Annotated in this window: 17 protein-coding genes, 1 tRNA gene, 1 pseudogene and 1 riboswitch; of the genes and pseudogenes, 3 read left to right on the plus strand and 16 right to left on the minus strand. The window is 72.2% G+C overall.

The features are described from left to right. The 3 genes from ABD794_RS01485 to ABD794_RS01495 all read right to left on the minus strand — a co-directional run. A partial coding sequence (locus ABD794_RS01485) for an AMP-binding protein (protein ID WP_344960472.1) occupies positions 1-616 on the minus strand: 616 nt, incomplete at its 3' end. Beyond that, positions 613-1,854, minus strand: a complete 1,242-nt coding sequence (locus ABD794_RS01490) for a thiolase family protein (protein ID WP_344960473.1) — start codon at positions 1,852-1,854, stop codon at positions 613-615. The genes ABD794_RS01490 and ABD794_RS01485, both read right to left, overlap by 4 nt. Next, entirely contained in the window at positions 1,854-2,831 is a 978-nt protein-coding gene (locus tag ABD794_RS01495; protein ID WP_344960474.1) for a fumarylacetoacetate hydrolase family protein, read from the minus strand. The genes ABD794_RS01490 and ABD794_RS01495 overlap by 1 nt, the downstream gene beginning before the upstream one ends. Before the next feature lie 287 nt (positions 2,832-3,118). On the opposite strand from ABD794_RS01495, the gene ABD794_RS01500 reads away from it, so the two are divergent. After that, complete coding sequence (locus ABD794_RS01500; protein WP_344960475.1) at positions 3,119-3,718, plus strand: TetR/AcrR family transcriptional regulator; 600 nt, start codon at positions 3,119-3,121, stop codon at positions 3,716-3,718. 108 nt (positions 3,719-3,826) lie between these two features. Here the strand turns inward: ABD794_RS01500 and ABD794_RS01505 are convergent. After that, positions 3,827-3,909 (minus strand) — tRNA-Leu (locus tag ABD794_RS01505). A 414-nt stretch (positions 3,910-4,323) separates the two neighbouring features. On the opposite strand from ABD794_RS01505, the gene ABD794_RS01510 reads away from it, so the two are divergent. Together ABD794_RS01510 and ABD794_RS01515 are read left to right on the plus strand one after the other, a co-directional pair. Next, positions 4,324-5,106 carry an ABC transporter ATP-binding protein gene (locus ABD794_RS01510; protein ID WP_344960476.1) on the plus strand — a complete coding sequence of 261 codons (783 nt, stop codon included), beginning with the start codon at positions 4,324-4,326 and terminating at the stop codon, positions 5,104-5,106. A 35-nt stretch (positions 5,107-5,141) separates the two neighbouring features. Then, positions 5,142-7,652, plus strand: coding sequence for an ABC transporter permease (locus ABD794_RS01515; protein ID WP_344960477.1), 2,511 nt, complete (start codon positions 5,142-5,144; stop codon positions 7,650-7,652). Positions 7,653-7,702: 50 nt separating this feature from the next. Here the strand turns inward: ABD794_RS01515 and ABD794_RS01520 are convergent, their stop codons facing one another. The 12 genes and pseudogenes from ABD794_RS01520 to ABD794_RS01575 form a co-directional block, all read right to left on the minus strand. After that, positions 7,703-9,013: a class I SAM-dependent methyltransferase gene (locus ABD794_RS01520; RefSeq protein WP_344960487.1), complete on the minus strand. Its 1,311-nt coding sequence runs from the start codon at positions 9,011-9,013 to the stop codon at positions 7,703-7,705. A gap of 216 nt (positions 9,014-9,229) precedes the next feature. After that, a complete protein-coding gene (locus ABD794_RS01525; RefSeq protein WP_344960479.1) occupies positions 9,230-10,606 on the minus strand; it encodes an NAD(P)/FAD-dependent oxidoreductase in 1,377 nt (458 codons plus the stop codon). 404 nt (positions 10,607-11,010) lie between these two features. After that, positions 11,011-11,961: a Ppx/GppA phosphatase family protein gene (locus tag ABD794_RS01530; RefSeq protein WP_344960480.1), complete on the minus strand. Its 951-nt coding sequence runs from the start codon at positions 11,959-11,961 to the stop codon at positions 11,011-11,013. A gap of 45 nt (positions 11,962-12,006) precedes the next feature. Then, positions 12,007-12,534 (minus strand): DUF501 domain-containing protein, encoded by a 528-nt coding sequence (locus tag ABD794_RS01535; protein WP_344960481.1) that lies wholly within the window; start codon positions 12,532-12,534, stop codon positions 12,007-12,009. 44 nt (positions 12,535-12,578) lie between these two features. After that, entirely contained in the window at positions 12,579-13,046 is a 468-nt protein-coding gene (locus ABD794_RS01540) for an FtsB family cell division protein (protein ID WP_199892545.1), read from the minus strand. Positions 13,047-13,155: 109 nt separating this feature from the next. Further along, positions 13,156-14,436 carry a phosphopyruvate hydratase gene (gene eno / locus ABD794_RS01545; RefSeq protein ID WP_344960482.1) on the minus strand — a complete coding sequence of 427 codons (1,281 nt, stop codon included), beginning with the start codon at positions 14,434-14,436 and terminating at the stop codon, positions 13,156-13,158. Between the two features lie 252 nt (positions 14,437-14,688). Beyond that, positions 14,689-15,384: a transglycosylase family protein gene (locus ABD794_RS01550; protein WP_425585899.1), complete on the minus strand. Its 696-nt coding sequence runs from the start codon at positions 15,382-15,384 to the stop codon at positions 14,689-14,691. Between the two features lie 41 nt (positions 15,385-15,425). Next, positions 15,426-15,572, minus strand: a riboswitch (cyclic di-AMP (ydaO/yuaA leader). A 294-nt stretch (positions 15,573-15,866) separates the two neighbouring features. Beyond that, a complete protein-coding gene (locus ABD794_RS01555; protein ID WP_344960484.1) occupies positions 15,867-17,000 on the minus strand; it encodes a transglycosylase family protein in 1,134 nt (377 codons plus the stop codon). A gap of 115 nt (positions 17,001-17,115) precedes the next feature. Then, positions 17,116-18,354 (minus strand): cytochrome P450 family protein, encoded by a 1,239-nt coding sequence (locus ABD794_RS01560; RefSeq protein WP_344960488.1) that lies wholly within the window; start codon positions 18,352-18,354, stop codon positions 17,116-17,118. A gap of 208 nt (positions 18,355-18,562) precedes the next feature. Further along, on the minus strand, positions 18,563-18,979 hold the full coding sequence (locus ABD794_RS01565; protein WP_344960485.1) for a DUF6479 family protein: 417 nt from the start codon (positions 18,977-18,979) through the stop codon (positions 18,563-18,565). 83 nt (positions 18,980-19,062) lie between these two features. Then, complete coding sequence (locus tag ABD794_RS01570; RefSeq protein WP_344960486.1) at positions 19,063-20,052, minus strand: nucleoside triphosphate pyrophosphohydrolase; 990 nt, start codon at positions 20,050-20,052, stop codon at positions 19,063-19,065. Positions 20,053-20,120: 68 nt separating this feature from the next. Continuing rightward, positions 20,121-20,467 (minus strand): annotated as a pseudogene (locus ABD794_RS01575) (SurA N-terminal domain-containing protein); the annotation flags it as partial.

The following is a 20,467-nucleotide window of genomic DNA, read 5'->3' on the forward strand; positions in this document are numbered from 1 at the left end:
CGAAGAGCCCGCCGGCGTGCGACATCGGCGCGATGTGCAGCATCGCGGCGTCGACGCCCGTCCCGATGTCGGCGAGCGCGCTGCGGGTGGCCGCGGCCAGGTTGCCGTGGGTGAGCGTGGCGCCCTTGGAACGGCCGGTGGTGCCGCTGGTGTAGAAGAGCCACGCCGGTTCGTCGTCACCGGCGGCGGCCGGGGCCCGGGCGACGCCGCGCCCGGCGGCGGCCACGAGCTCGTCCGCCGCCACCAGCGCGGTCGCGCCGAGGCCCTGTTCCCGTAACGGACCGGCCAGTTCCGCCGTGGCGACGCAGAGCCCCGCCCCGCAGTCCTCGGCGAGCTGCGCGAACTCCTTCGGGTGGAGGCGGGCGTTCAGCGGGACGGCCACCAGACCGGCCCACCAGATCCCGAACAACACCTCCGGATAGAGCGGGGTGTTGCGCATGGCCAGGGCAACCCTGTCACCGGGTGCCAGCCCGTGGACCCGGACCAGCGCGTCGCCGATCGCCTGTGCGCGGTCGTGGAGTTGACGGTGGTCGCGGAGGACGTCGGCCCCCTCGCAGACGGCCGGGGCGTACGGGTTCGTCGCGGCGGCGCGCCGCAACAGCTCCGCGATGTTCACGAGGACCTCCCCGAAGCCGGCGCCTCCAGCACCAGGACCGCCGCGGCGGCCTCCTCGAAGCCCAGGAAGCCGCCGCCGTTCTCCGCGAGCCCGATGCGGGCCCCGGGCACCTGCCGGGCGCCCGCCTCGCCCCGCAGCTGGGTGACCAGTTCATGGACCTGGCCGATCCCGGTGGCCCCGACCGGGTGGCCGTTGGACTCCAGGCCGCCGGAGGTGTTGACCGGCAGCCGGCCGCCGAGGGCCGTCTCGCCGCGCTCGGCGGCCGCGGCGCCCTCGCCGGGCGGCACCAGACCGAGCGCCTCGACCTGGAGCACCTCGCCGACCGCGGTCGCGTCGTGGACCTCGGCGAGCGAGACGTCGGCCGGGCCGAGGCCGGCCCGCTCGCGGGCGAGGGCGGCGGCGCGCCGGGTGATCCCGCGCTCCGGCTCGTCGAGCGTGCGCCCGGTGCCCGAGACGACCACGGAGGCCCGCAGCCGCACCGCCCGGCGCGCGCCCAGCCGGCGCACGACGGCGGGCGAGCAGACCAGGGCGGCCGCGGCACCGTCGCCGATGGGCGCGCACATCGGGACGGTCAGCGGGGCGGCGACCTCCCGCGCGGCCAGCACCTCGTCGGCGGTGAGCGCCTCGCGGCGGGCGGCGAGCGGGTTGAGCGCGCCGTGCCGCCGGTTCTTGGCGGTGACCGCGGCCAACCCCCGCGGCGTACAGGAGGGATGGCGACGGCGGTGGTCGGCGGCGAGCGCCGCGTAGACGTCCATGAAGACCGAGCGCCGGCCGGGCGGCACCGTTTCAGCCCCGGCGGCCTCCTGCAGCGCCTTGAGCCCCTCCTGCCACCGGGCGACGTCCAGGCCGCCGTGGAAGGCCGCGGTGAGCCGCCCCTCGTCGGCCCCGTACATCTTCTCGGCGCCGACCGCGAGCGCGACGTCCATCTCGCCGGCCCGCACCGCGGTGGCCGCCAGGTGCAGCGCGGTGGCCCCGCTCGCGCAGGCGTTCTCGACGTTGACCACCGGGACGCCCTCGACGCCGGCGTCCCGCAGGGCGGCCTGCCCGCGGACCAGGTGCTGCCCCTCCAGGGCGCCCTGGGTGGCGTTGGCGAAGAACACCCCGTCCACCTCGGAGAGTTCGCATCCGGAGTCGGCGAGACAGCGCGCGAGGGCCTCCCCCGCGAGCGCGCCGACGGTCAGGTCCGGGAACCTGCCGTAGGCGGTGCGGCCCACGCCGAGCACGTACACCGCGTTCATCAGGGGACCCTGACGGTGTTGCGCAGGACGCCGATCCGCTCGACCTCCAGCTCGACCACGTCCCCGTCCGCGAGGCGGCGCCCGAGGTCGAGGGCGGTACCGGAGGGAACGGTTCCGGAGCCGATGACCTCCCCGGCGTGCACCGCCCGGTCCCGGCTCAGGTGCACGATCGCGTCCTCGAAGCTGTGCTCCATGCCGTCGGTGGTGCCGCGCGACCACTCCTCGCCGTTGACCCGGGCGGTCATGGTGAGGGCGTACGGGTCGGTCAGCTCGTCGCGGGTGACGATGCAGGGCCCGAGGGTGTTGGAGCCGGCGAAGTCCTTGCCCTCGCAGGGCCCGACGCCGGCCCGCATCAGGGCGGCCTGGAGGTCGCGCGCGCTCCAGTCGTTGAAGACCGTGTAACCGAAGACGTACTCGTGGGCCTCGGCCGGCTTCACGTCCCGGCCGGTGCGTCCCACCACCGCCGCGAACTCCAATTCGAAGTCCAGCTCCTTCGACCCCGTGGGCGCCACGATCTCGTCGCCGGTCCCGCTGACGGCCAGGTGATCGGCGGTGTAGTACATGACGCGCTCGCGGAAGAGCGGGCTCAGGTCGAACTTCCCGCTGGCCATCAGCCGGTCGAACTCCGCGGCGGGGTCGGCCGCCCCGGCCGCCTGCCGCCGGGCCAGCTCGCGCAGCCCGCTCTCCAGGTGGGCGATGAACAGCCCGCAGTCGCGCAGCCGGGCCGGGCGCGGCAGCGGCGCCAGCAGCCGGACGCCGTCCCGGGCGAGCAGGGCCGCGCCGGGCCGCCGCGCGACGAGCTCCCGCACCCGGTCCAGCCCGGCCTCCCCGGACTCGATCAGGGCCTGGAGCGAGCCGAGGGCGGCGTCGCCGGGCGCGGCGGCGGACAGGTCGAGGACGACGGAGTCGTCGTCCAGCAGCACTCCGGCGCGGGGCCGGTCCCCTGGGGTCTGCCTCTCGAAGGTGATCAGGCGCATGGGGCAACTCCGATCGTGCGGTCGGCGGTTCGGAACACCGGAATGCGGACGCAGCACACGCGGAACCGGACGGTAGGGAACAGAGGCCACCGCTTCCGCAGGGCAGGACGCGCCGACGCCAGGACTTCCAAGGTGTGCGGCTCGGCTCACCGGCGATAACTGGACGTTGGTCCAATCGTTGAACGCCCGGCACAGGCCGTCAAGTGGTATGCACCTACTGATGTTTGGCGCTTCCGCTTCCTGCCGCGCCCTTCGCCGGCCCGTCGGCCCCGTGGAACAATCACGCCATGGCCGGACGTCGCGAGGAATCAGCACGGGAGAGCCGCCGGCGGCTGCTGGAGGCGGCGACGGAGCTGGTCGCCGAGGGCGGCCCGAGGGCCGCGTCCGTCCAGGCCGTGGCCGGCCGGGCGGGCATCAGCCGCGGCTCGGTCGCCTGGCACTTCGGCTCCAAGGAGGGCCTGATCGCGGAGGTGATCGGGCACGCCTTCGGCACGGCCGAGGGGATGTACCGCGAGCGGCTGCCGGAGACCGGCCCGCTGGCCTTCGGCGCCCTGGTGGACGCGCACCTGGCGGTGGTGGACGCACCCTGCGGGCGGGTGTTCGCCACGGTCCTGCCGGAGGTGATGGGCGCCCCCGGTCCGCTGCGGGACGCCTATGTGCACGGCTACGAGCGCACCCGCCGGGTCTGGATCGGCTACCTGGAGCGGATCACCGCCCGCACCCCCGGGCTGCCCGACGCGAAGAGCCTGGCGACGATCGTCTTCGGCAGCGGCGTCGGGGTGAACACCCTGCACAGCCTCGACGGCCTGGTGGACCGGGCGGAGGCGTTCGCCGCCCTCAAGACCCTCTTCGAGCTGGCCGGGGGCCCGGCCGCCGGGCAGCGCTGAGCACCGGGCCGGCCCCGCCCCGTCCGGGCACGCGTCCGCCCGTACGGCCCGGAGCCCGTCCGGCGGTGAAGCGCCCGCCCGCAGGCGAACGATGAACGTGCATGTGTGTGCCCGGAGCCGGACTCGAACCGGCACGGCCCGAAGGGCCAGCGAGGTTTAAGCTCGCCGTGTCTGCATTCCACCATCCGGGCGGGCCCTCGGGCCGCACGTGCAGGGACGCGCGCGCGGGTTCCCTTGAGGAGAACAGGATGAGCCTATCCGTGTGGCGCCCCCCAAACAGCGGAACACTGACCAGAGGTTGTCTTATTTTATGGGCAACTGAGCGCTCATCAGTGCGGAACGGACCCCTTCGGCACATGCCAGAGGCCGATCCCCCCTTCTCATGGCCCCTCCCGGCCCCCCATCCGGGAATTGTCGCAATCTCGCCTCCCACGGCAGGGACCGGGGTCATACCCGAGGATGACGGCACCCCCCGGGCCGTACCTCTGGAGTCTGCCCCGAGAACGGGAACCAGGGCTGATCCGGGAGCCGCACAGGGACAGGACGATGGAAGCACCTTCCCGGTTCCGCCCCGGTTCCGACGTCCCGATCAAGGAGTGCCTCCCGTGACCACCAGCCCCTACGGCGCCCCGACCGCCGTCCGCACCGCGGCCCCCGCGGCCGTCGCGACGGACCTGACCAAGGTCTACGGCCAGGGCGAGACCCAGGTGGTCGCCCTGGACTCCGTCTCCGTGGAGTTCCGCCGCGCCGAGTTCACCGCGATCATGGGCCCCTCCGGCTCGGGCAAGTCCACGCTGATGCACTGCATGGCCGGACTCGACACCGTCTCCGGCGGCTCGGCCCGGATCGGCGACGTGGAGCTGACGGGGCTCAACGACAAGAAGCTCACCCAGCTCCGCCGGGACAAGATCGGCTTCATCTTCCAGGCGTTCAACCTGCTGCCGACGCTCAACGCCCTGGAGAACATCACGCTCCCCATGGACATCGCCGGCCGCAAGCCCGACCGGCAGTGGCTGGACATGGTCGTGGACACCGTCGGCCTCTCCGGCCGCCTCAAGCACCGCCCCAACCAGCTCTCCGGCGGCCAGCAGCAGCGCGTCGCCGTGGCCCGCGCCCTCGCCGGCCGCCCCGAGATCATGTTCGCCGACGAGCCCACCGGCAACCTCGACTCCCGCTCCGGCGCCGAGGTCCTCGGCTTCCTGCGCAACTCGGTGCGCGAGCTCGGCCAGACCGTCGTCATGGTCACCCACGACCCGGTGGCCGCCTCCTACGCGGGCCGCGTCGTCTTCCTCGCCGACGGCCGCATCGTCGACGAGATGTACGAGCCCACCGCCGACGCGGTGCTCGACCGCATGAAGGCGTTCGACGCCAAGGGCCGCACGAGCTGACCACGACCGTTCACGACACCCAGGACACCTGACTGATGTTCCGCACCGCCTTGCGCAACGTCCTTGCGCACAAGGCCCGGCTGCTGATGACCGTCCTCGCCGTGATGCTCGGCGTGGCCTTCGTCTCCGGCACCCTGGTCTTCACCAACACCTTCTCCGAGGCCCAGAAGAGCAGCTCCCAGAAGGGCTTCTCCCACGTCGACGTCGCCGTCCAGCCCCACCGGGCGGACCGCGACGAGGGCCGCCCCGGCGAGACCCCGCTGCTGACCCAGCGCCTGCTCGACAAGGCCGCCGAGGTCCCCGGCGCCGCCTACGCCACCGGCTCCGTGGACGGCCAGGCCTTCCTCGCCGGCAAGGACGGCGAGCTGGTCGGCCAGGGCTTCTCCCGGGCCGGTTCCAACTACTTCCCCGGCCCCGACGGCAAGGACGCCCGCTATCCGCTGACGTCCGGCCGCGCCCCGCAGCGCGCCGGCGAGATCGCGGTGGACGCCAGGACCGCCGACCGCGCGGGCTTCAAGGTCGGCGACACCGTCCGGATGTCGGTCAGCGGCCCGGTGCTCCCCCAGAAGATCACCGGCATCTTCACCACCGACAGCGGCAGCGTGACCGCCGGCGGCAGCCTCACCCTCTTCGACACCGCCACCGCGCAGAAGCTCTTCACCAAGCCCGGCCGCTTCACCGAGATCGACGTCAAGGCCGCGCCCGGCACCTCCCAGACGAAGCTCAAGTCCGGGATCGACAAGATCCTGCCGCGCGACGCCGAGGCCACCACCGGCCGGCAGCTCGCCGACGACGAGGCCAGGATGATCGAGGAGAACTCCTCGGCCTCGAAGACCATCCTGCTGGTCTTCGCCGGGATCTCGCTCTTCGTCGGCATCTTCATCATCGCCAACACCTTCACCATGCTGGTCGCCCAGCGCACCAAGGAGCTCGCGCTCATGCGCGCGGTCGGCGCCAGCCGCCGCCAGGTCACGCGCTCGGTGCTCATCGAGGCGTTCGTGGTGGGCGCCGTCGCGGCCCTCACCGGTCTGCTCGCGGGCATAGGCATCGGCGCCGGGATGCGCTCGGCCATCGGCGCCGACATGCCCGACGGCCCGCTCGTCATCACCCCGGGCACGATCGTCACCTCGCTGGTCGTCGGCATCGTCGTCACCATGCTCGCCGCCTGGCTGCCCGGCCGCCGCGCCGCGAAGATCCCCCCGGTCGCCGCCATGAACAGCGTGCACGCGGTGGCCACCACCAAGTCGCTGGTCGTCCGCAACACCATCGGCGCCGTCATCGCCGCCGCGGGCGCCGGGCTGAGCCTGGTCGCCACCGACGAGTCCGGCCTCGGCCTCGGCGCCGCCCTGCTGGTCATCGGCGTCTTCGTGCTGACCCCGCTGCTGGCCAAGCCGCTGATCAAGGCCGCCGGTCCGCTGCTGCGCCTGTTCGGCATGTCCGGCAAGCTGGCCGGGCAGAACGCGGTCCGCAACCCGCGCCGCACCGCCGCGACGGCCTCCGCCCTGATGATCGGCCTCACCCTGATCACCGGCCTGACGGTCATCGCCGGCAGCATGCAGAAGGCCATCGACAAGATGGCCACCGACGCCATCAAGGCCGACTACGTCGTCGTGATGGCCAACACCTACCCGCTCTCCCCCGACGTGGCGAAGAAGCTCGCCCAGCAGTCCGACGTCACCGCCGTCAGCCCGCTGCGCGAGTCCCCGTCCCGCATCGGCGGCGAGTACGAGTCCCTGGCGGGCGTCGACGGGAAGTCCATCGACAAGCTCGTGAAGCTCGACTTCACGGCCGGCTCCTTCGCCGGGCTGTCCGGCGACAAGGCCGTCGTCGACGCCGACACGGCCAAGAACCGCGGCTGGAAGCTGGGTTCGTCCTTCACCGTCACCTACGCGGACGGCAAGAAGGGCAAGCTGACCGTCGGGGGCATCTACCGGGGCAACGAGATGCTCAAGGGCATCATGCTCGACAACGCCACCCTGACCCCGCACATGTCCGAGGTCAACGACAAGCAGGTGATGGTCAAGACCGCCTCCGGTGCGAGCGACTCCGCGAAGAAGTCGATCCAGAAGGCACTCGGCGACAACCCGGCGATCCAGGTCCAGGACAAGGACGACATCTCCAACGAGATCGCCAAGGCGATCAACATGCTGCTGAACGTCCTCTACGGGCTGCTCGCCATGGCCGTGATCGTCGCGGTCCTCGGCGTCGTCAACACCCTGGCGATGTCCGTCTTCGAGCGCCAGCAGGAGATCGGCATGCTGCGGGCCATCGGCCTGGACCGCTCCGGCATCAAGCGGATGGTCCGCCTGGAGTCGCTGGTCATCTCGCTCTTCGGCGGCGTCCTCGGCATCGGCCTCGGCGTCTTCTTCGGCTGGGCCGCCGGCCGGCAGATCGCCGAGAAGATCGCCACCTACGAACTGGTCCTCCCCTGGGACCGGATGGGCGTCTTCCTGCTGCTGGCCGCCGTGGTCGGCGTGCTGGCGGCCCTCTGGCCGGCCCGTCGGGCCGCCCGGATGAACATGCTCAGCGCCATCAAGGCCGACTGACGGCCGTACGACGACGAAGGGCCCGGCAACCGCCGGGCCCTTCGTGCGTCTCAGGGGTGCCACTCCCGGGTGCGCAGCGGCAGTCCCGGGTCACCGGATCCGGGTGTCCGCACGGCGAGCACCTGGTTGACGCCGATGCGGTTGCGCTCGAAGGCGAGCGCCGAGGCCGCCATGTACAGCCGCCACACCCGGGCCCGGCCCGGCGAGGTCAGCCGCACGGCCTCGTCCCAGTGCTCCTCCAGATTGGCCACCCAGCGGCGCAGGGTCAGCGCGTAGTGCTCGCGCAGCGCCTCGACGTCACGGACCTCGAAGCCGGCCTCCTCCAGCTGCGCCACGGTCCGGCCGACGGGGGCCAGTTCGCCGTCGGGGAAGACGTAGCGGTCGATGAACTCGTCGACCCGGTAACCCTCTTCGTCCTTCAGCGGCCGCCGGGCGATCTGGTGGTTGAGCAGCCGGCCGCCGGGCTTGAGCAGCGCGTACAGGTCGGCGGCGTACTCGGCGTAGCGGGCGCGGCCGACGTGCTCGGCCATGCCGATGGAGGAGATCGCGTCGAAGGGGCCGTCGGAGATCTCGCGGTAGTCCTGGACCCGGATCTCCACCCGGTCCGCCAGCCCGGCCTCGGCGATGCGCTTGCGGGCGTAGGCCGCCTGCTCCTCGGAGAGCGTGATGCCGATCGCGCTCACGCCGTATTCGCGGGCGGCGTGCAGCACCATGGAGCCCCAGCCGCAGCCGACGTCCAGCAGCCGCATGCCGGGCGCGAGGCCGAGCTTGCGGCAGACCAGGTCGAGCTTGGCGCTCTGCGCGTCCTCCAGGGAGGCGCCGGGCTCCCAGTAGGCGCAGGAGTAGACCATGGACGGGCCGAGGACCTTCTCGTAGAAGGCGTTGCCGACGTCGTAGTGGTGGCTGATGGCCTGCTTGTCGCGGCGCAGGGTGTGCAGCGGCCCGGTCGTGCGGCGGGCCTCCTCCACGGGCGGGGAGGGCGGCACCCAGGGCCCGGAGAGCCTCAGCAGTTCCTTGCCCGCGGCGCGCAGCCCCGGGTCGCGCAGGGCGGCGAGGGCGGCCAGGGGCGCGGCACGGCGCCGGGTGTCCTCGTCGCGCTCCCAGATCGACCCCGCGAGCAGGTCCAGGGCCCCGTAGAGGTCCCCTTCGACGTCGAGGTCGCCCGCCACCCAGGCGCGGGCCAGGCCGAGTTCGCCCGGTTTCCACAGCAGCCGACGCAGGGCGCGCCGGTTGCGGACGACGAGCACGGGGGCGCCGGGCGGACCTGCCTCGCTGTGGTCCCATGCGCGCAGCCGCACCGGGAGCGGTGCCCCCAGTGCCTGTTCGGCGAGAGCGGCGAGCCGTCGGGCGGCCTGGGCCATGTCGCACACCTCCGTGAAGAAGGGCCAGGAGATAGGTTCATCTGCCACCTAAACACCTGTGGGGCGTTCCTTAGTCCTTCCCGGCCGGAGTTGGTCACCTCCGCCGGAGCGAGGGGAATTCGCCGCGTCGGAGGATCGGACGCGGACACGCCGGAGGGCGCCCACCCCACGGATTGGTGGACGCCCTCGTACGCCGGCGGAAGTGCCGACGGTATGTCAGCTGGCCTTGGCCTTCTGGGCCGGAGCGGCGTCGCGCGGCGCCGGCTTGGCGGCCTCGTAGAACTCCTCGCGGGGGTTCTCCATGGCACCGAGCGAGACGACCTCGCGCTTGAGGAACATGCCCAGCGTCCAGTCGGCGAAGACGCGGATCTTGCGGTTCCAGGTCGGCATGGCCATGCCGTGGTAGCCACGGTGCATGTACCAGGCGAGACGGCCCTTGAGCTTGATCTTCATCTTGCCCATGACGATCATCGCGACGCCCTTGTGCAGGCCGAGACCGGCGACCGCACCCTTGTTGGCGTGGCTGTACTCCTTCTGCGGGAAGCCCCGCATGCCGGAGACCACGTTGTCGCCGAGGACCTTGGCCTGGCGCAGCGCGTGCTGGGCGTTCGGCGGGCACCAGGCGTTCTCGTTGCCGGCGCGGCGGCCGATCATGTCCGGCACCTGGGCGTTGTCGCCCGCGGCCCAGATGTAGTCGGTGCCCTGCACCTGGAGGGTCGCCTGGGTGTCCACGTGACCGCGCGGGCCGAGCGGCAGGCCGAAGCGGGCCAGCGCCGGGTTGGGCTTGACGCCCGCGGTCCACACGATGGTGTTGGCGTCGACCTCGAGGCCGTTCTTGAGGACGACGTGGCCGTCGACGCACGAGTCCATCGACGTCTCGAGGTGGATCTCGATGCCGCGGCTCGCGAGGTGCTCCTTGCCGTACTGGCCGAGCTTCTCGCCGACCTCGGGAAGGATGCGCGGGGCGGCGTCGACGAGCACGAAGCGCATGTCCTCGCGCTTCACGTTGCGGTAGTGCTTGGCCGCGTCGCGGGCCATGTCCTCGACCTCGCCGATCGTCTCGGCGCCGGCGAAGCCGCCGCCGACGAAGACGAAGGTGAGCGCCTTGCGGCGGATCTCCTCATCGGTGGTCGAGTCGGCCTTGTCGAGCTGCTCCAGCACGTGGTTGCGCAGGCCGATGGACTCCTCGATGCCCTTCATGCCGATGCCGTTCTCGGCGAGGCCGGGGATCGGGAAGGTACGGGAGACCGCGCCCATCGCGATGACCAGGTAGTCGAAGGGCAGCTCGTACGCCTCGCCCACCAGCGGGGCGATCGTGGCGACCTTGCGGTCCTGGTCGATGGTGGTGACGCGGCCGGTGAGGACCTCCGCCCTGGGGAGCACACGTCGCAGCGGCACCACGACGTGCCGCGGCGAGATGCTGCCGGCGGCTGCTTCGGGGAGGAAGGGCTGGTACGTCATGTACGAGCGCGGGTCGACGACCGTGACGGTCGCCTCGCCGTACCGCATCTTCTTCAGGATGCGGCGGGCCGCATACATGCCGACGTACCCACCGCCTACTACGAGGATCCGTGGACGCTCCGTGGTGCTCATGATTCGAGTATCCAGCACACCCCGAAGGGGTGCTCGTGCGCCCCTTCACAAGGCGCGGTGGGGTATCTGCTACACTTCGCCGCCCACGTGACCCACGCCATAGCCGCATTGGGGAACCACTTCGCCCCCAAATGCGTTGGGCACCCCCGCTGAGCTGGACTTGCGACCCCGCACACGACTGGACCACCGAGATCGATCCGGCGCGTGAACGTTCCTCCAACCCTGTGGGAACAAGGGCGTTCACGCTCATCCGGGCCGTCCGGCCCCCGAATGGGAGGCCGGAAGGCATCAGTCCGTGGTCCTAGGACCAATTTTTCATGTGAAGGATTTCACGAACTTTTTCGGCGCACACGGTCCCCGCGAGCCCCTCGGGCCGCGCTCCGGGCGCCCTTCGGCGCCTCGGGTCATTCCTTCAGTGCCGCGCTCCAGGCGATTCCATCCAGAATGTCGTGCTCGCTCACCACGACCTCCCGCGCCCCCGTCCGCTCCATCACGCACTGGAGCACCAGGGCCCCCGCCGCGATGACGTCCACCCGGCCCGGGTGGATCACGGGGATCGCGGCGCGCTCCTCGTGCGTCGAGGAGAGCAGCCGGGCGGTGATCTCCCGGACCCGCTCCAGCGGGATCCGCGCGTGGTGGATGGCGGCCGAGTCGTACGCGTCCAGCCCCAGCGCGACGGCGGCCACCGTGGTCACCGATCCGGCCAGGCCCACCAGGGTGCGCGCAGAACGCAGCGGAACGGTCTGCTCCGCGAGATCCAGGGCGGCCTCGACGTCCGCCCTTATCGCGGCCACCCGCTCCGGCGCCGGCGGGTCGGACACCTCGCCGTCCACGACGAGGTGACGCTCCGTCATCCGCACGCACCCGACGTCGACGCTGCGCGCCGCGCGGACGTGCTCCTCCCCGACGACGAACTCCGTGGAGCCGCCGCCGATGTCCACCACGAGGAAGGGCCGCGCGAGGTCGGTGCGGCCGGTGAGCTCCTTGGTGGCCCCGGTGAAGGAGAACTCCGCCTCCTGGTCGCCGGTGATCACCTCGGGCTCGACGCCCAGGATGTCCACGACCCCCCGCACGAAGTCCTCGCGGTTGTCCACGTCCCGGGAGGCGGAGGTGGCCACGAACCGCACGCGCTCCGCGCCGTGTTCGGCAATCACCGCGGCGTACTCCCGGCACGCCGCGAACGTCCGCTCCAGCGCCTCCGGCGCGAACCGCCCGGTGCGGTCCACCCCCTGCCCCAGCCGGACGATCGTCATCCGCCGGTCGAGCTCCTCGAACTCACCGGTGGCGGGGTCGAGATCGGCCACCAGCAGGCGGATCGAGTTCGTACCGCAGTCGATCGCGGCAACGCGGGTCATGCACACTCCAGCAAGGTCGTGGGACGGTCGGCGGATCCGCCGAACCTACTCCTCGGTGCCGCAGGGCGTCACGCACGGCCCCTTGCGCCACCACTCCGGCAGCATCGCGATCGCCTCGTCGCCGAGCGGGTTGACGCCCGGGCCCGCGGCCAGCGAGTGACCGACCAGCACGTGCAGGCACTTGACCCGGTCCGGCATGCCGCCGGCGCTCGGGAAGCCCTCCAGCACCTCGACGGCGTCGCGCCGGCGGATGTAGTCCTCGTGCGCCGCGCGGTACTTGGCCGCCAGCTCCGGGTCGCTCTGCAGCCGCTCGGTCATCTCCTTCATGACGCCCTCGGCCTCCAGCGTGCCGATGGCCGAGGCGGCCCGCGGGCACGTCAGGTAGTAGAGCGTCGGGAAGGGCGTGCCGTCCTCCAGCCGCGGCGCGGTCTCCACCACGTCCGGGTTGCCGCACGGGCAGCGGTGGGCGATGGCGCGCAGGCCGCGCGGCGGGCGGCCCAGCTGCTCCTGGAAGGCGGCGATGTCCGCCTCGGTGGGCTCGGAGGGCTCGGTCTGGGGAGGAGGCGTGTCCATGTGCTCGCTCGTGCTCGGAGGATCGGAAAGGAGGTGGGCCGGGGTCAGCGGTGGCCGTCCGAAGTGTCCACCCCGTCCCAGAGGTTGCTGTACCAGGGCCGGTCGCCGGCACCCTGGTCCCGGCGGCGCTTGGCGCGTCCGCTGCCGTCGACGACGGTGAAGCCGGTCTCCCCGGGCCGTACGTAGTGCAGGTGCTCGCGCGCCTGCTGCTCCACGTACGCCGGGTCCTCCAGCCGCGCCTTCTCCTCGCGCAGCAGCTTCACCTGCTCGCGGGCGCGCTCGGAGCGGTGCCGCTGCTCGTCGATGTCGGAGCGCTGGGTGACCCACTGGCGCATGGGATAGGCCAGGGCGACGACCAGCGAACAGACGACCAGCGCCAGCAGCGCCGCGCGGCCGGTGAGCCGGCTGCGGCGGGGCGGCCGGGTGCGCCGGCCCCGGGCGTCCGGTCCCTGGACGAGCGCCGTGCCGATCGCCTTGAGCCTGGTCGCGGTGGAAAACCGTTCCGCCGCCACGTCGCCTCCCCGCTGGTCGCTGCACCGAAGCCAAACCGTCCCCGGCCACGGTACGGGACCGTGGCCGGGGACGTGGTGAGGCTTGAGGCTTTGTCAGCCCCGGAGGCCGTCAGCCCTTGAAGCGCGGGAACGCGGAACGGCCCGCGTAGACCGCGGCGTCGTCGAGGATCTCCTCGATGCGCAGCAGCTGGTTGTACTTGGCCACGCGCTCGGAGCGGGCCGGCGCACCGGTCTTGATCTGGCCGCAGTTGGTGGCGACGGCCAGGTCGGCGATGGTGACGTCCTCGGTCTCGCCGGAGCGGTGGGACATCATGCACTTGTAGCCGTTGCGCTGGGCCAGCTCGACGGCGTCGAGGGTCTCGGTCAGCGAGCCGATCTGGTTGACCTTGACCAGCAGGGCGTTGGCGGCGCCGTCCTCGATGCCCCTGGCGAGGCGCTCGGGGTTGGTGACGAACAGGTCGTCACCGACGAGCTGGACCTTGTCGCCGAGGCGCTCGGTGATGGTCTGCCAGCCGTCCCAGTCGTCCTCGAACAGCGGGTCCTCGATGGAGACCAGCGGGTACGCGGCGACGAGCTCGGCGTAGTAGTCGGTCATCTCGGCCGCGGTGCGGTCCTGGCCCTCGAACTTGTAGACGCCGTCCTTGAAGAACTCGGAGGCGGCGACGTCCAGCGCCAGCGCGATGTCCTGGCCGGGGGTGTAGCCGGCCTGCTTGATGGCCTCGAGGATGAGGTCGAGGGCCTCGCGGTTGGAGCCGAGGTTCGGGGCGAAGCCGCCCTCGTCGCCCAGGCCGGTGGACAGGCCCTTGGCCTTCAGCACGGCCTTGAGGGTGTGGTAGACCTCGGTGCCCCAGCGCAGCGCCTCGGAGAACGACTCGGCGCCGATCGGCGCGATCATGAACTCCTGGATGTCCACGTTGGAGTCGGCGTGCGAGCCGCCGTTGAGGATGTTCATCATCGGAACGGGCAGCAGGTGCGCGTTCGGGCCGCCGAGGTAGCGGAAGAGCGGCAGGTCGGACGCCTCGGAGGCGGCGTGCGCGACGGCCAGGGAGACGCCCAGGATGGCGTTGGCGCCGAGCGAGCCCTTGTTGTCGGTGGCGTCCAGGTCGAACATCGCCTGGTCGATCAGGCGCTGCTCGGTGGCGTCGTAGCCGACGAGCTCCGGGCCGATCTGCTCGATGACGGCCAGCACGGCCTTCTCGACGCCCTTGCCCAGGTAACGGTTCTTGTCCCCGTCGCGGAGCTCGATGGCCTCGAAGGCACCGGTGGAGGCGCCGGACGGCACGGCGGCACGGCCGGTGGAGCCGTCGTCGAGGCCGACCTCGACCTCGACCGTGGGGTTGCCTCGCGAGTCGAGGATCTCGCGAGCTACGACGACGTCGATGGACGGCACGAGGGTCTCCTTCGTGTGTGTCTGGAGTTCTGGGACACGAGCCTAACGGGCCCCGGAGGGTCCGCCCGCCCGCGGACCGCCGCCCGGCCGGAAAAATGGCACAAACGCCGAGATCACGGGATGAATGGGCTGGATGTTCGCCCAGCGGTGAACGGTGGGGGGAACCGCGTTCAGGAACGGCGGAGCCCCGCTCCGATGCGGCTCGGGGGAGTGGGCGCATCGGAACGGGGCGGTTCGCCAGAGGTGGCCGGGTCAGCTGAGGTGCAGCTTCTGGCCGGGGAAGATGAGATCGGCGCTCTCGACGATGTCCTTGTTGCGGTCGAAGAGCTTCTCCCAGCCGCCCTTGACCTTCTTGGCCTCGGCGATCTTGGCGAGGGTGTCGCCCTCCTTGACCTGGTACTCACCGTCGCCCATCTTGACCGTCTTCGGAGCGGCGTGCTTGGGGGCGGCCGGCTTGGCGGCCGGGGCCTCCTCGTCGCTCTGCTGCGGAGCGGCGTGCCGCGGCGCGGCCTGGCGCTCGCTGCGGTCGGCGTGCGTCTTGGTGGAGACGCTGCGCTCGCCGGTGGACTTCTGCGTGGACTTGGCGGACGAGCCGGTGTCCACGTCGGCCTTCGGGCCGCCGGAGGTCAGGCCGCCGTCACCGGCACAGCCCCAGGCGCCGGGGCCCTGCATGGCGAGGAGCTTCTCGGCGACCTGGATCTGCTGGCCCTTGGTGGCGAGGTCGGCACGCGGGGCGTAGGCGGTGCCGCCCGCGGCGGCCCAGGAGGACTGCGAGAACTGCAGGCCGCCGTAGTAGCCGTTGCCGGTGTTGATGGACCAGTTGCCGCCGGACTCGCACTGGGCGACGCGGTCCCAGGTCTCCACGGAAGCGGCGTGGGCGGAGGTCGCGGCCATCAGCGGGGCGGCGACTGCGGCGCCGGTGACACCCGCGAGCGTGGCGATGCGGATGGCCTTGTTCGGACGACGGTGCTTGCCCTTGGGACATGACTCGGTTTCCTCACCGGCGCCTACGAGGTGAGCTGTCGGGTTCGGGCGTGAGTTGCCCGGCCGGGCGGCTTGCGCGCACCCGGCTTCACCCCTAGCCGCTGCGGCACCCCCGGTCACTGACCGGCGGACCGTCGCGGCGACTTACCTTGGTTCCCCCGCTCCTGCCTACGGCGCTTGCGCGACGACTCCCCCGGCCGCCGGCAGGATTCGGCGTGACGACCGTGGTGCTCGCGGTGGCGAGCGGTGACGACGTTAAGCACAGGCGGCCTACGGGTTCAAACCCCCCTTTTCGGCCACCGGCTGGAACCCATACCCTGGGGAACTTGACGTTTCCGCAGGTGGGAGACGGTTCTTCGGCTCCTGACGGGCCGTATCCGAGCCGACGTCAACGAGACCCATGTCTCACTTTCGTTCGGAACGGACATTCGACCCGAACTGCCCTCCTACTTCTTCAGTTCGAGCTGCTGGCCTGGGTGAATGAGATTCGGATCGGAACCGACGACCTTTTTGTTGTCGTGGTAGATCCGGTGCCAGCCGCCCGGGACGGAGTGCTCCTGCGCGATGGCTGACAGGTTGTCACCGGGGCGCACGGTGTAGTCCTCGGCACGCGGCCCGTTCCCGCGCGCTTCCGCACCACCGCGCGAGGGGCGCTCCGCGTCCGAACGCGGCGGTTGCGCGCGGTGCTTGCCCGTCCCCGCTCCGGCGTCCGCGCCGGGAGCGGTGTCCGCGTCCGCGCCACGGTCCGCGCCCGGGCTCCTGTCGGCGCCGGACGTGCCGTCGGGCGCCGGCGAGTGCGGCGTGCGGGACGGCTCGGTGGAGCGGTCGGCGGAACGGGAGGGCGCGGGGTCGCTCTTCGGCGCGTCCCGGGTCTTCCCGGGGCTCTTCGCGGGCGCGTGCGCGTCCGTCGTGCCGCGTGCGTCGTCCTCGGCCTTGCGGTCGCCCTCGGCCTTGCGGTCGCCCTCGGTCTTCCGGGCGCCGTCGGTCCTCCCGGCGTCGTCGGCCTTCCGGGCGTCGTCCTCGGCCGGCTTGCGGTGCTTGCCCTGGGAGCCTTCGCTTCCGGAAGAGCCGTCCGACGGCGCGCCGTTGGGCGCGGACCGGTCCGACGACCGGTCGTCGTGCTCCCGCGCCCCGGACGACGGCTTGTGCTCCGGCTCCGGAGTGGAGGTGTCGGCGCGTCCCGGGTTCACGTCCGGCGCCGGGCCCTCCTTGGCCAGGTCCGACTTCACGGCACAGGCGGGCCAGGCGTACGGGCCCTGCTCCTTGAGGATCCGCTCCGCTATGGCGATCTGCTGGGCGCGGCTGGCCTGGTCGGGGCGGGGCGCGAACTCCGTGCCGCCGCCCGCCTCCCACATGTCCTGCGTCATCTGGAGCCCGCCGAAATACCCGTTGCCGGTGTCGGCGCTCCACAGCCCTCCGCTCTCGCAGTGGGCGACGCGGTCCCAGGTGTGGACGTCCGCGGCGTCGGCGGTCGTGGCGCCGAGCAGCGGCAGGGCGATTCCGGCACCCGTCACGCCCGCCGCGAGCACGGCGGCGGGAATCTGACGGGGGCGTCGATGTCGACCTTTCCCGGAGAGCATGCGGTCACCTCTCGTGTGGCGGCTGAATATGACCGTCGAACATAGCGACGGCCATCAGCGGTCACAAGCAGGCGCGAGTGCGGTCGGGTGACGGTCAAAGAGAGTTGACCTATAGTCATGTGCCCGTGTGCCCGGGCTCCGGAGCGAAGGAGACGGGCAGGGTGCGCAGGCCGCGCATGATGAGCCCGCCGCGCCACCGAAGCTCCTCGGGATCGATGGAAAGCCGCAGGTCGGGAAGGCGGCGCAGCAGCGTCGCGAGAGCCGCCCGACCCTCCAGCCGCGCCAGCGGCGCACCGAGGCAGTAATGGATGCCGTGCCCGTATCCGAGGTGCTGATTGTCACTGCGGGACAGGTCGAGCGTGTCGGGGTCGGCGAACCTCTCCGGGTCGCGGTCGGCGGCCGCCAGCACGACGAGCACGGGGTCCCCCTCGGCGATGCGCTGCCCGCCGATCGTCAGGTCCCTCGTGGCGAACCGCCAGGTCGCCAGCTCCACCGGACCGTCGTAGCGCAGCAGTTCCTCCACACCGGTGGCGAGCAGCTCCTCGTCCCCCTCGGCCAGGGCGGCCTGGAGCCGCGCGCGCTGCTCCGGGTTGCGCAGCAGGGCGTACGTGCCGTTGCCGATGAGGTTGACGGTCGTCTCGAACCCGGCGAAGAGGAGGATGAAGGCCATCGCGGCGGCCTCGTTCTCGGTGAGGTGCTCGCCGTGGTCACTCGCCCTGATCAGCCCCGAGATCAGGTCGTCCCCGAGATCCTCGCGCTTGCGGTGGATCAGTTCCGCGAGGTACGTCCGCATCCGCTTGACGGAGCGCGCCACTCCGCCGCGCGGGCCGCCGCCGTGCCGGATCATCATCCCCGCCCAGTCCCGGAAGTCGTCCTGGTCCTCCGGCGGGACCCCGAGCAGGTCGCAGATGGCGTAGATGGGCAGGGGGAAGGCGAACTCGTGGATGAGGTCCGCCTCGCCCCGGCCGGCGAAGCCGTCGATGAGGCGGTCGGTCAGCTCCTGGACCCGCGGCGCGAACTCCGCGACCCGGCCGGGGGTGAACGCCTTGGAGACCAGGCGGCGCAGCCGGGTGTGGTCCGGCGGGTCGATGTTGAGCAGGTGCGTCATCAGGTTGGCGCTCCGCTCGCCCGGAATGCCCACCTTGCCCTTGCCGTGGGCGGACTCGGAGTGGTGCCCGGGGTTCTTCGACAGCCGCTGGTCGGCGAGCGCCTGCCGGGCGTCGGCGTACCGGGTGACCAGCCAGGCCTCGACGCCGCTGGGCAGTGTGGTGCGGTGCACGGGGGCGTGTTCGCGCAGCCAGGCGTAGGCGGGATAGGGGTCGGCGGCGAATTCCCAGGTGAAGAGGGGCGGCATGGAAGAGGGGCTGTTGTCGTGCACGCCCCGACGCTACCGGGCCCCTCCAGCGGGGTGCGCTTCCGTGGCCGGGCCTGAGCAGGTCGGGCGAAGTCCCTGTCCCTTGCGGTCGGGGCAGCTGCGTGATGCGGCTTCGCCGCGTGGGCGCGGCTGGCCACGACGGTGCCGCAGCCGATCGACAACCCGTCGCGGCACCTCGAACGGAACGCTAGTGGTGCCCGCCGCCGCCGCTGCCGAACGAGCCGCTCCCCCCGGGGTTCCACTTCTTGCGCTCCTCGGAGAGCTCCTCCGGATGGCTCCCGGGGTTGTGGATCTCGTGCGGGAGCACCCGCTCCCCGGGGCCCTCCGTCCGCAGCCGGTCGGCCTCGCGGTGCTCGGTGACGTAGCCGACGGTGTCCTCGTCGTCGTCGTGGCCCGGCCCGTGGTCGGGCGAGGTCGGCCCCCGGTCGTGCTCCTGCCGGGTCTGCCACGCCCCCTGCCGTCGCTGCGGCTGGCTCGGCGGCGGTGGCTCCTTGTCGCGCCACCGCTGTCCGAAGACGAAGGCCAGGATCAGCAGGGCCCCGACGCACAGCCCCACGATGAAGGGGGCGATACCGCCGGCCCAGGCGGGCAGGGCGTAAGTCATATGGTCGCGCATGGAATGCGGGTACCCGGAGGGAACCCCGACCAGACCGCCGCTGAGCCGAACGGGTGTCCAGGCGCCCCGGGCTACGCCCCGGCGCCGGCCGCCTGCTCCGCCGCGAGGATCGCGTCGCGGTAGGCACGGGCCGCGGCCCGCAGGGCGGTCTCCGGCTCGATGCCCTCCGCCTCGGCGCGGACCGCCATGGCCAGCAGCGCGTAGCCGATGCCCTCCCCCGCGGGGACGGCCACGTCGAGGCACTCGGCGCGGGCCCGGGAGGCCAGCTTCGCGGCGAGCGCGAGGGCCGGCTGGCCCAGCGGCACGCCCTCGGTGACGGACTCGCGCTGCTTCTCGGCGGCCTTGGTCCGGGTCCAGTGCTCCTTGACGTCCTCGGGCGTCAGCGCAGACTCGTCGCCGAAGACGTGCGGGTGCCGGTGGACGAGCTTGTCGACGATGCCGCCGGCCACGTCGTCGATGGCGAAGGGCTCGTCCGGGTCGTCCTGGGCGATGCGGGCGTGGAAGACGACCTGGAGCAGTACGTCGCCCAGCTCCTCGCGCAGGGCCTCGCGGTCGCCGGTCTCGATGGCCTCCAGGAGCTCGTACATCTCCTCCAGCCCGTACTTCGCCAGGTCCTCGTGGGTGCGGATGCCGGTCCACGGGCAGGAGCGGCGGATCCGGTCCATGACCTGCACCAGGTCCAGGAGCCGGGCGCCGGGCAGGTCGTAGGAGCCGGGCAGCAGCTCCAGGTCGGGCATCGTCTCCCGGCCCGAGCCCGCGAGCCGGGCCAGCCCGTCGGTCAGGGCGGACTCCCCCGCCGCCGAGGTGATCACAACCGCGGTGCGGCCCCCGTCCAGGCAGTAGTCGACGAGCTCACGGGCGCCGGGCGCGGCGGTACCGGGCTCGATGCCAGCCTCGATCCCGGCCTCCCGGAGATAGGGGAGCAGCGGGTGGCCGGGGTCGGCGCACAGCACCCGGTCGGCCGCGTGCAGCGTCTGCCACGCGGGCCAGGACAGCAGTCCGGGGGCGACGCGGTGGCTGGTGGTGAGCAGGACGATACGGCCGGGCGCGGAGTCGTTCACCCTGCCGAGCGTAGGGGACGGGCCGGGACGGGGCGCCGCGCGGGTGGTGCCTGCACCGGGCTCCCGGGCTACACCGGACTCTCGGGGTCGGGGGCGGCGGGCCGCAGCCAGGGCTCCTGCACCGGGCGGGCGGTGCCGCGCTTGGCGTCCCAGGTGCCGTAGCGCGGGTTGATGTCGACGCGGAGGGCCTCGGAGGTCTGCATCAGGACCTGGTTGGTGCGGACGGGGCCCAGCTTGCCGTCGAGCTTGGTGCGCATGAGGTCCATGGACAGCGCCTGGTCGATCTGGCCGGGGGCGATGCCGAGGGCCAGGAAGCGCGCCCGCACCGCGTCGGCGCCGCCGTTGGCCCGCTCGACCTGGAGCCGCTCGTCCTGGAGCTCGCGGCGGCTGACGTCGACGCCGTTGTCCCGGCCTG

Source organism: Streptomyces thioluteus, from assembly GCF_039535865.1.

Bases quoted from the DNA above. Each gene is read 5' to 3' on its own strand.
- ABD794_RS01490 (WP_344960473.1), bottom strand. From the start codon at position 1,854: ATGAACGCGGTGTACGTGCTCGGCGTGGGCCGCACCGCCTACGGCAGG.
- ABD794_RS01495 (WP_344960474.1), bottom strand. From the start codon at position 2,831: ATGCGCCTGATCACCTTCGAGAGGCAGACCCCAGGGGACCGGCCCCGC.
- ABD794_RS01500 (WP_344960475.1), top strand. From the start codon at position 3,119: ATGGCCGGACGTCGCGAGGAATCAGCACGGGAGAGCCGCCGGCGGCTG.
- ABD794_RS01515 (WP_344960477.1), top strand. From the start codon at position 5,142: ATGTTCCGCACCGCCTTGCGCAACGTCCTTGCGCACAAGGCCCGGCTG.
- ABD794_RS01520 (WP_344960487.1), bottom strand. From the start codon at position 9,013: ATGGCCCAGGCCGCCCGACGGCTCGCCGCTCTCGCCGAACAGGCACTG.
- ABD794_RS01525 (WP_344960479.1), bottom strand. From the start codon at position 10,606: ATGAGCACCACGGAGCGTCCACGGATCCTCGTAGTAGGCGGTGGGTAC.
- ABD794_RS01530 (WP_344960480.1), bottom strand. From the start codon at position 11,961: ATGACCCGCGTTGCCGCGATCGACTGCGGTACGAACTCGATCCGCCTG.
- ABD794_RS01535 (WP_344960481.1), bottom strand. From the start codon at position 12,534: ATGGACACGCCTCCTCCCCAGACCGAGCCCTCCGAGCCCACCGAGGCG.
- ABD794_RS01555 (WP_344960484.1), bottom strand. From the start codon at position 17,000: ATGCTCTCCGGGAAAGGTCGACATCGACGCCCCCGTCAGATTCCCGCC.
- ABD794_RS01560 (WP_344960488.1), bottom strand. From the start codon at position 18,354: ATGCCGCCCCTCTTCACCTGGGAATTCGCCGCCGACCCCTATCCCGCC.
- ABD794_RS01565 (WP_344960485.1), bottom strand. From the start codon at position 18,979: ATGACTTACGCCCTGCCCGCCTGGGCCGGCGGTATCGCCCCCTTCATC.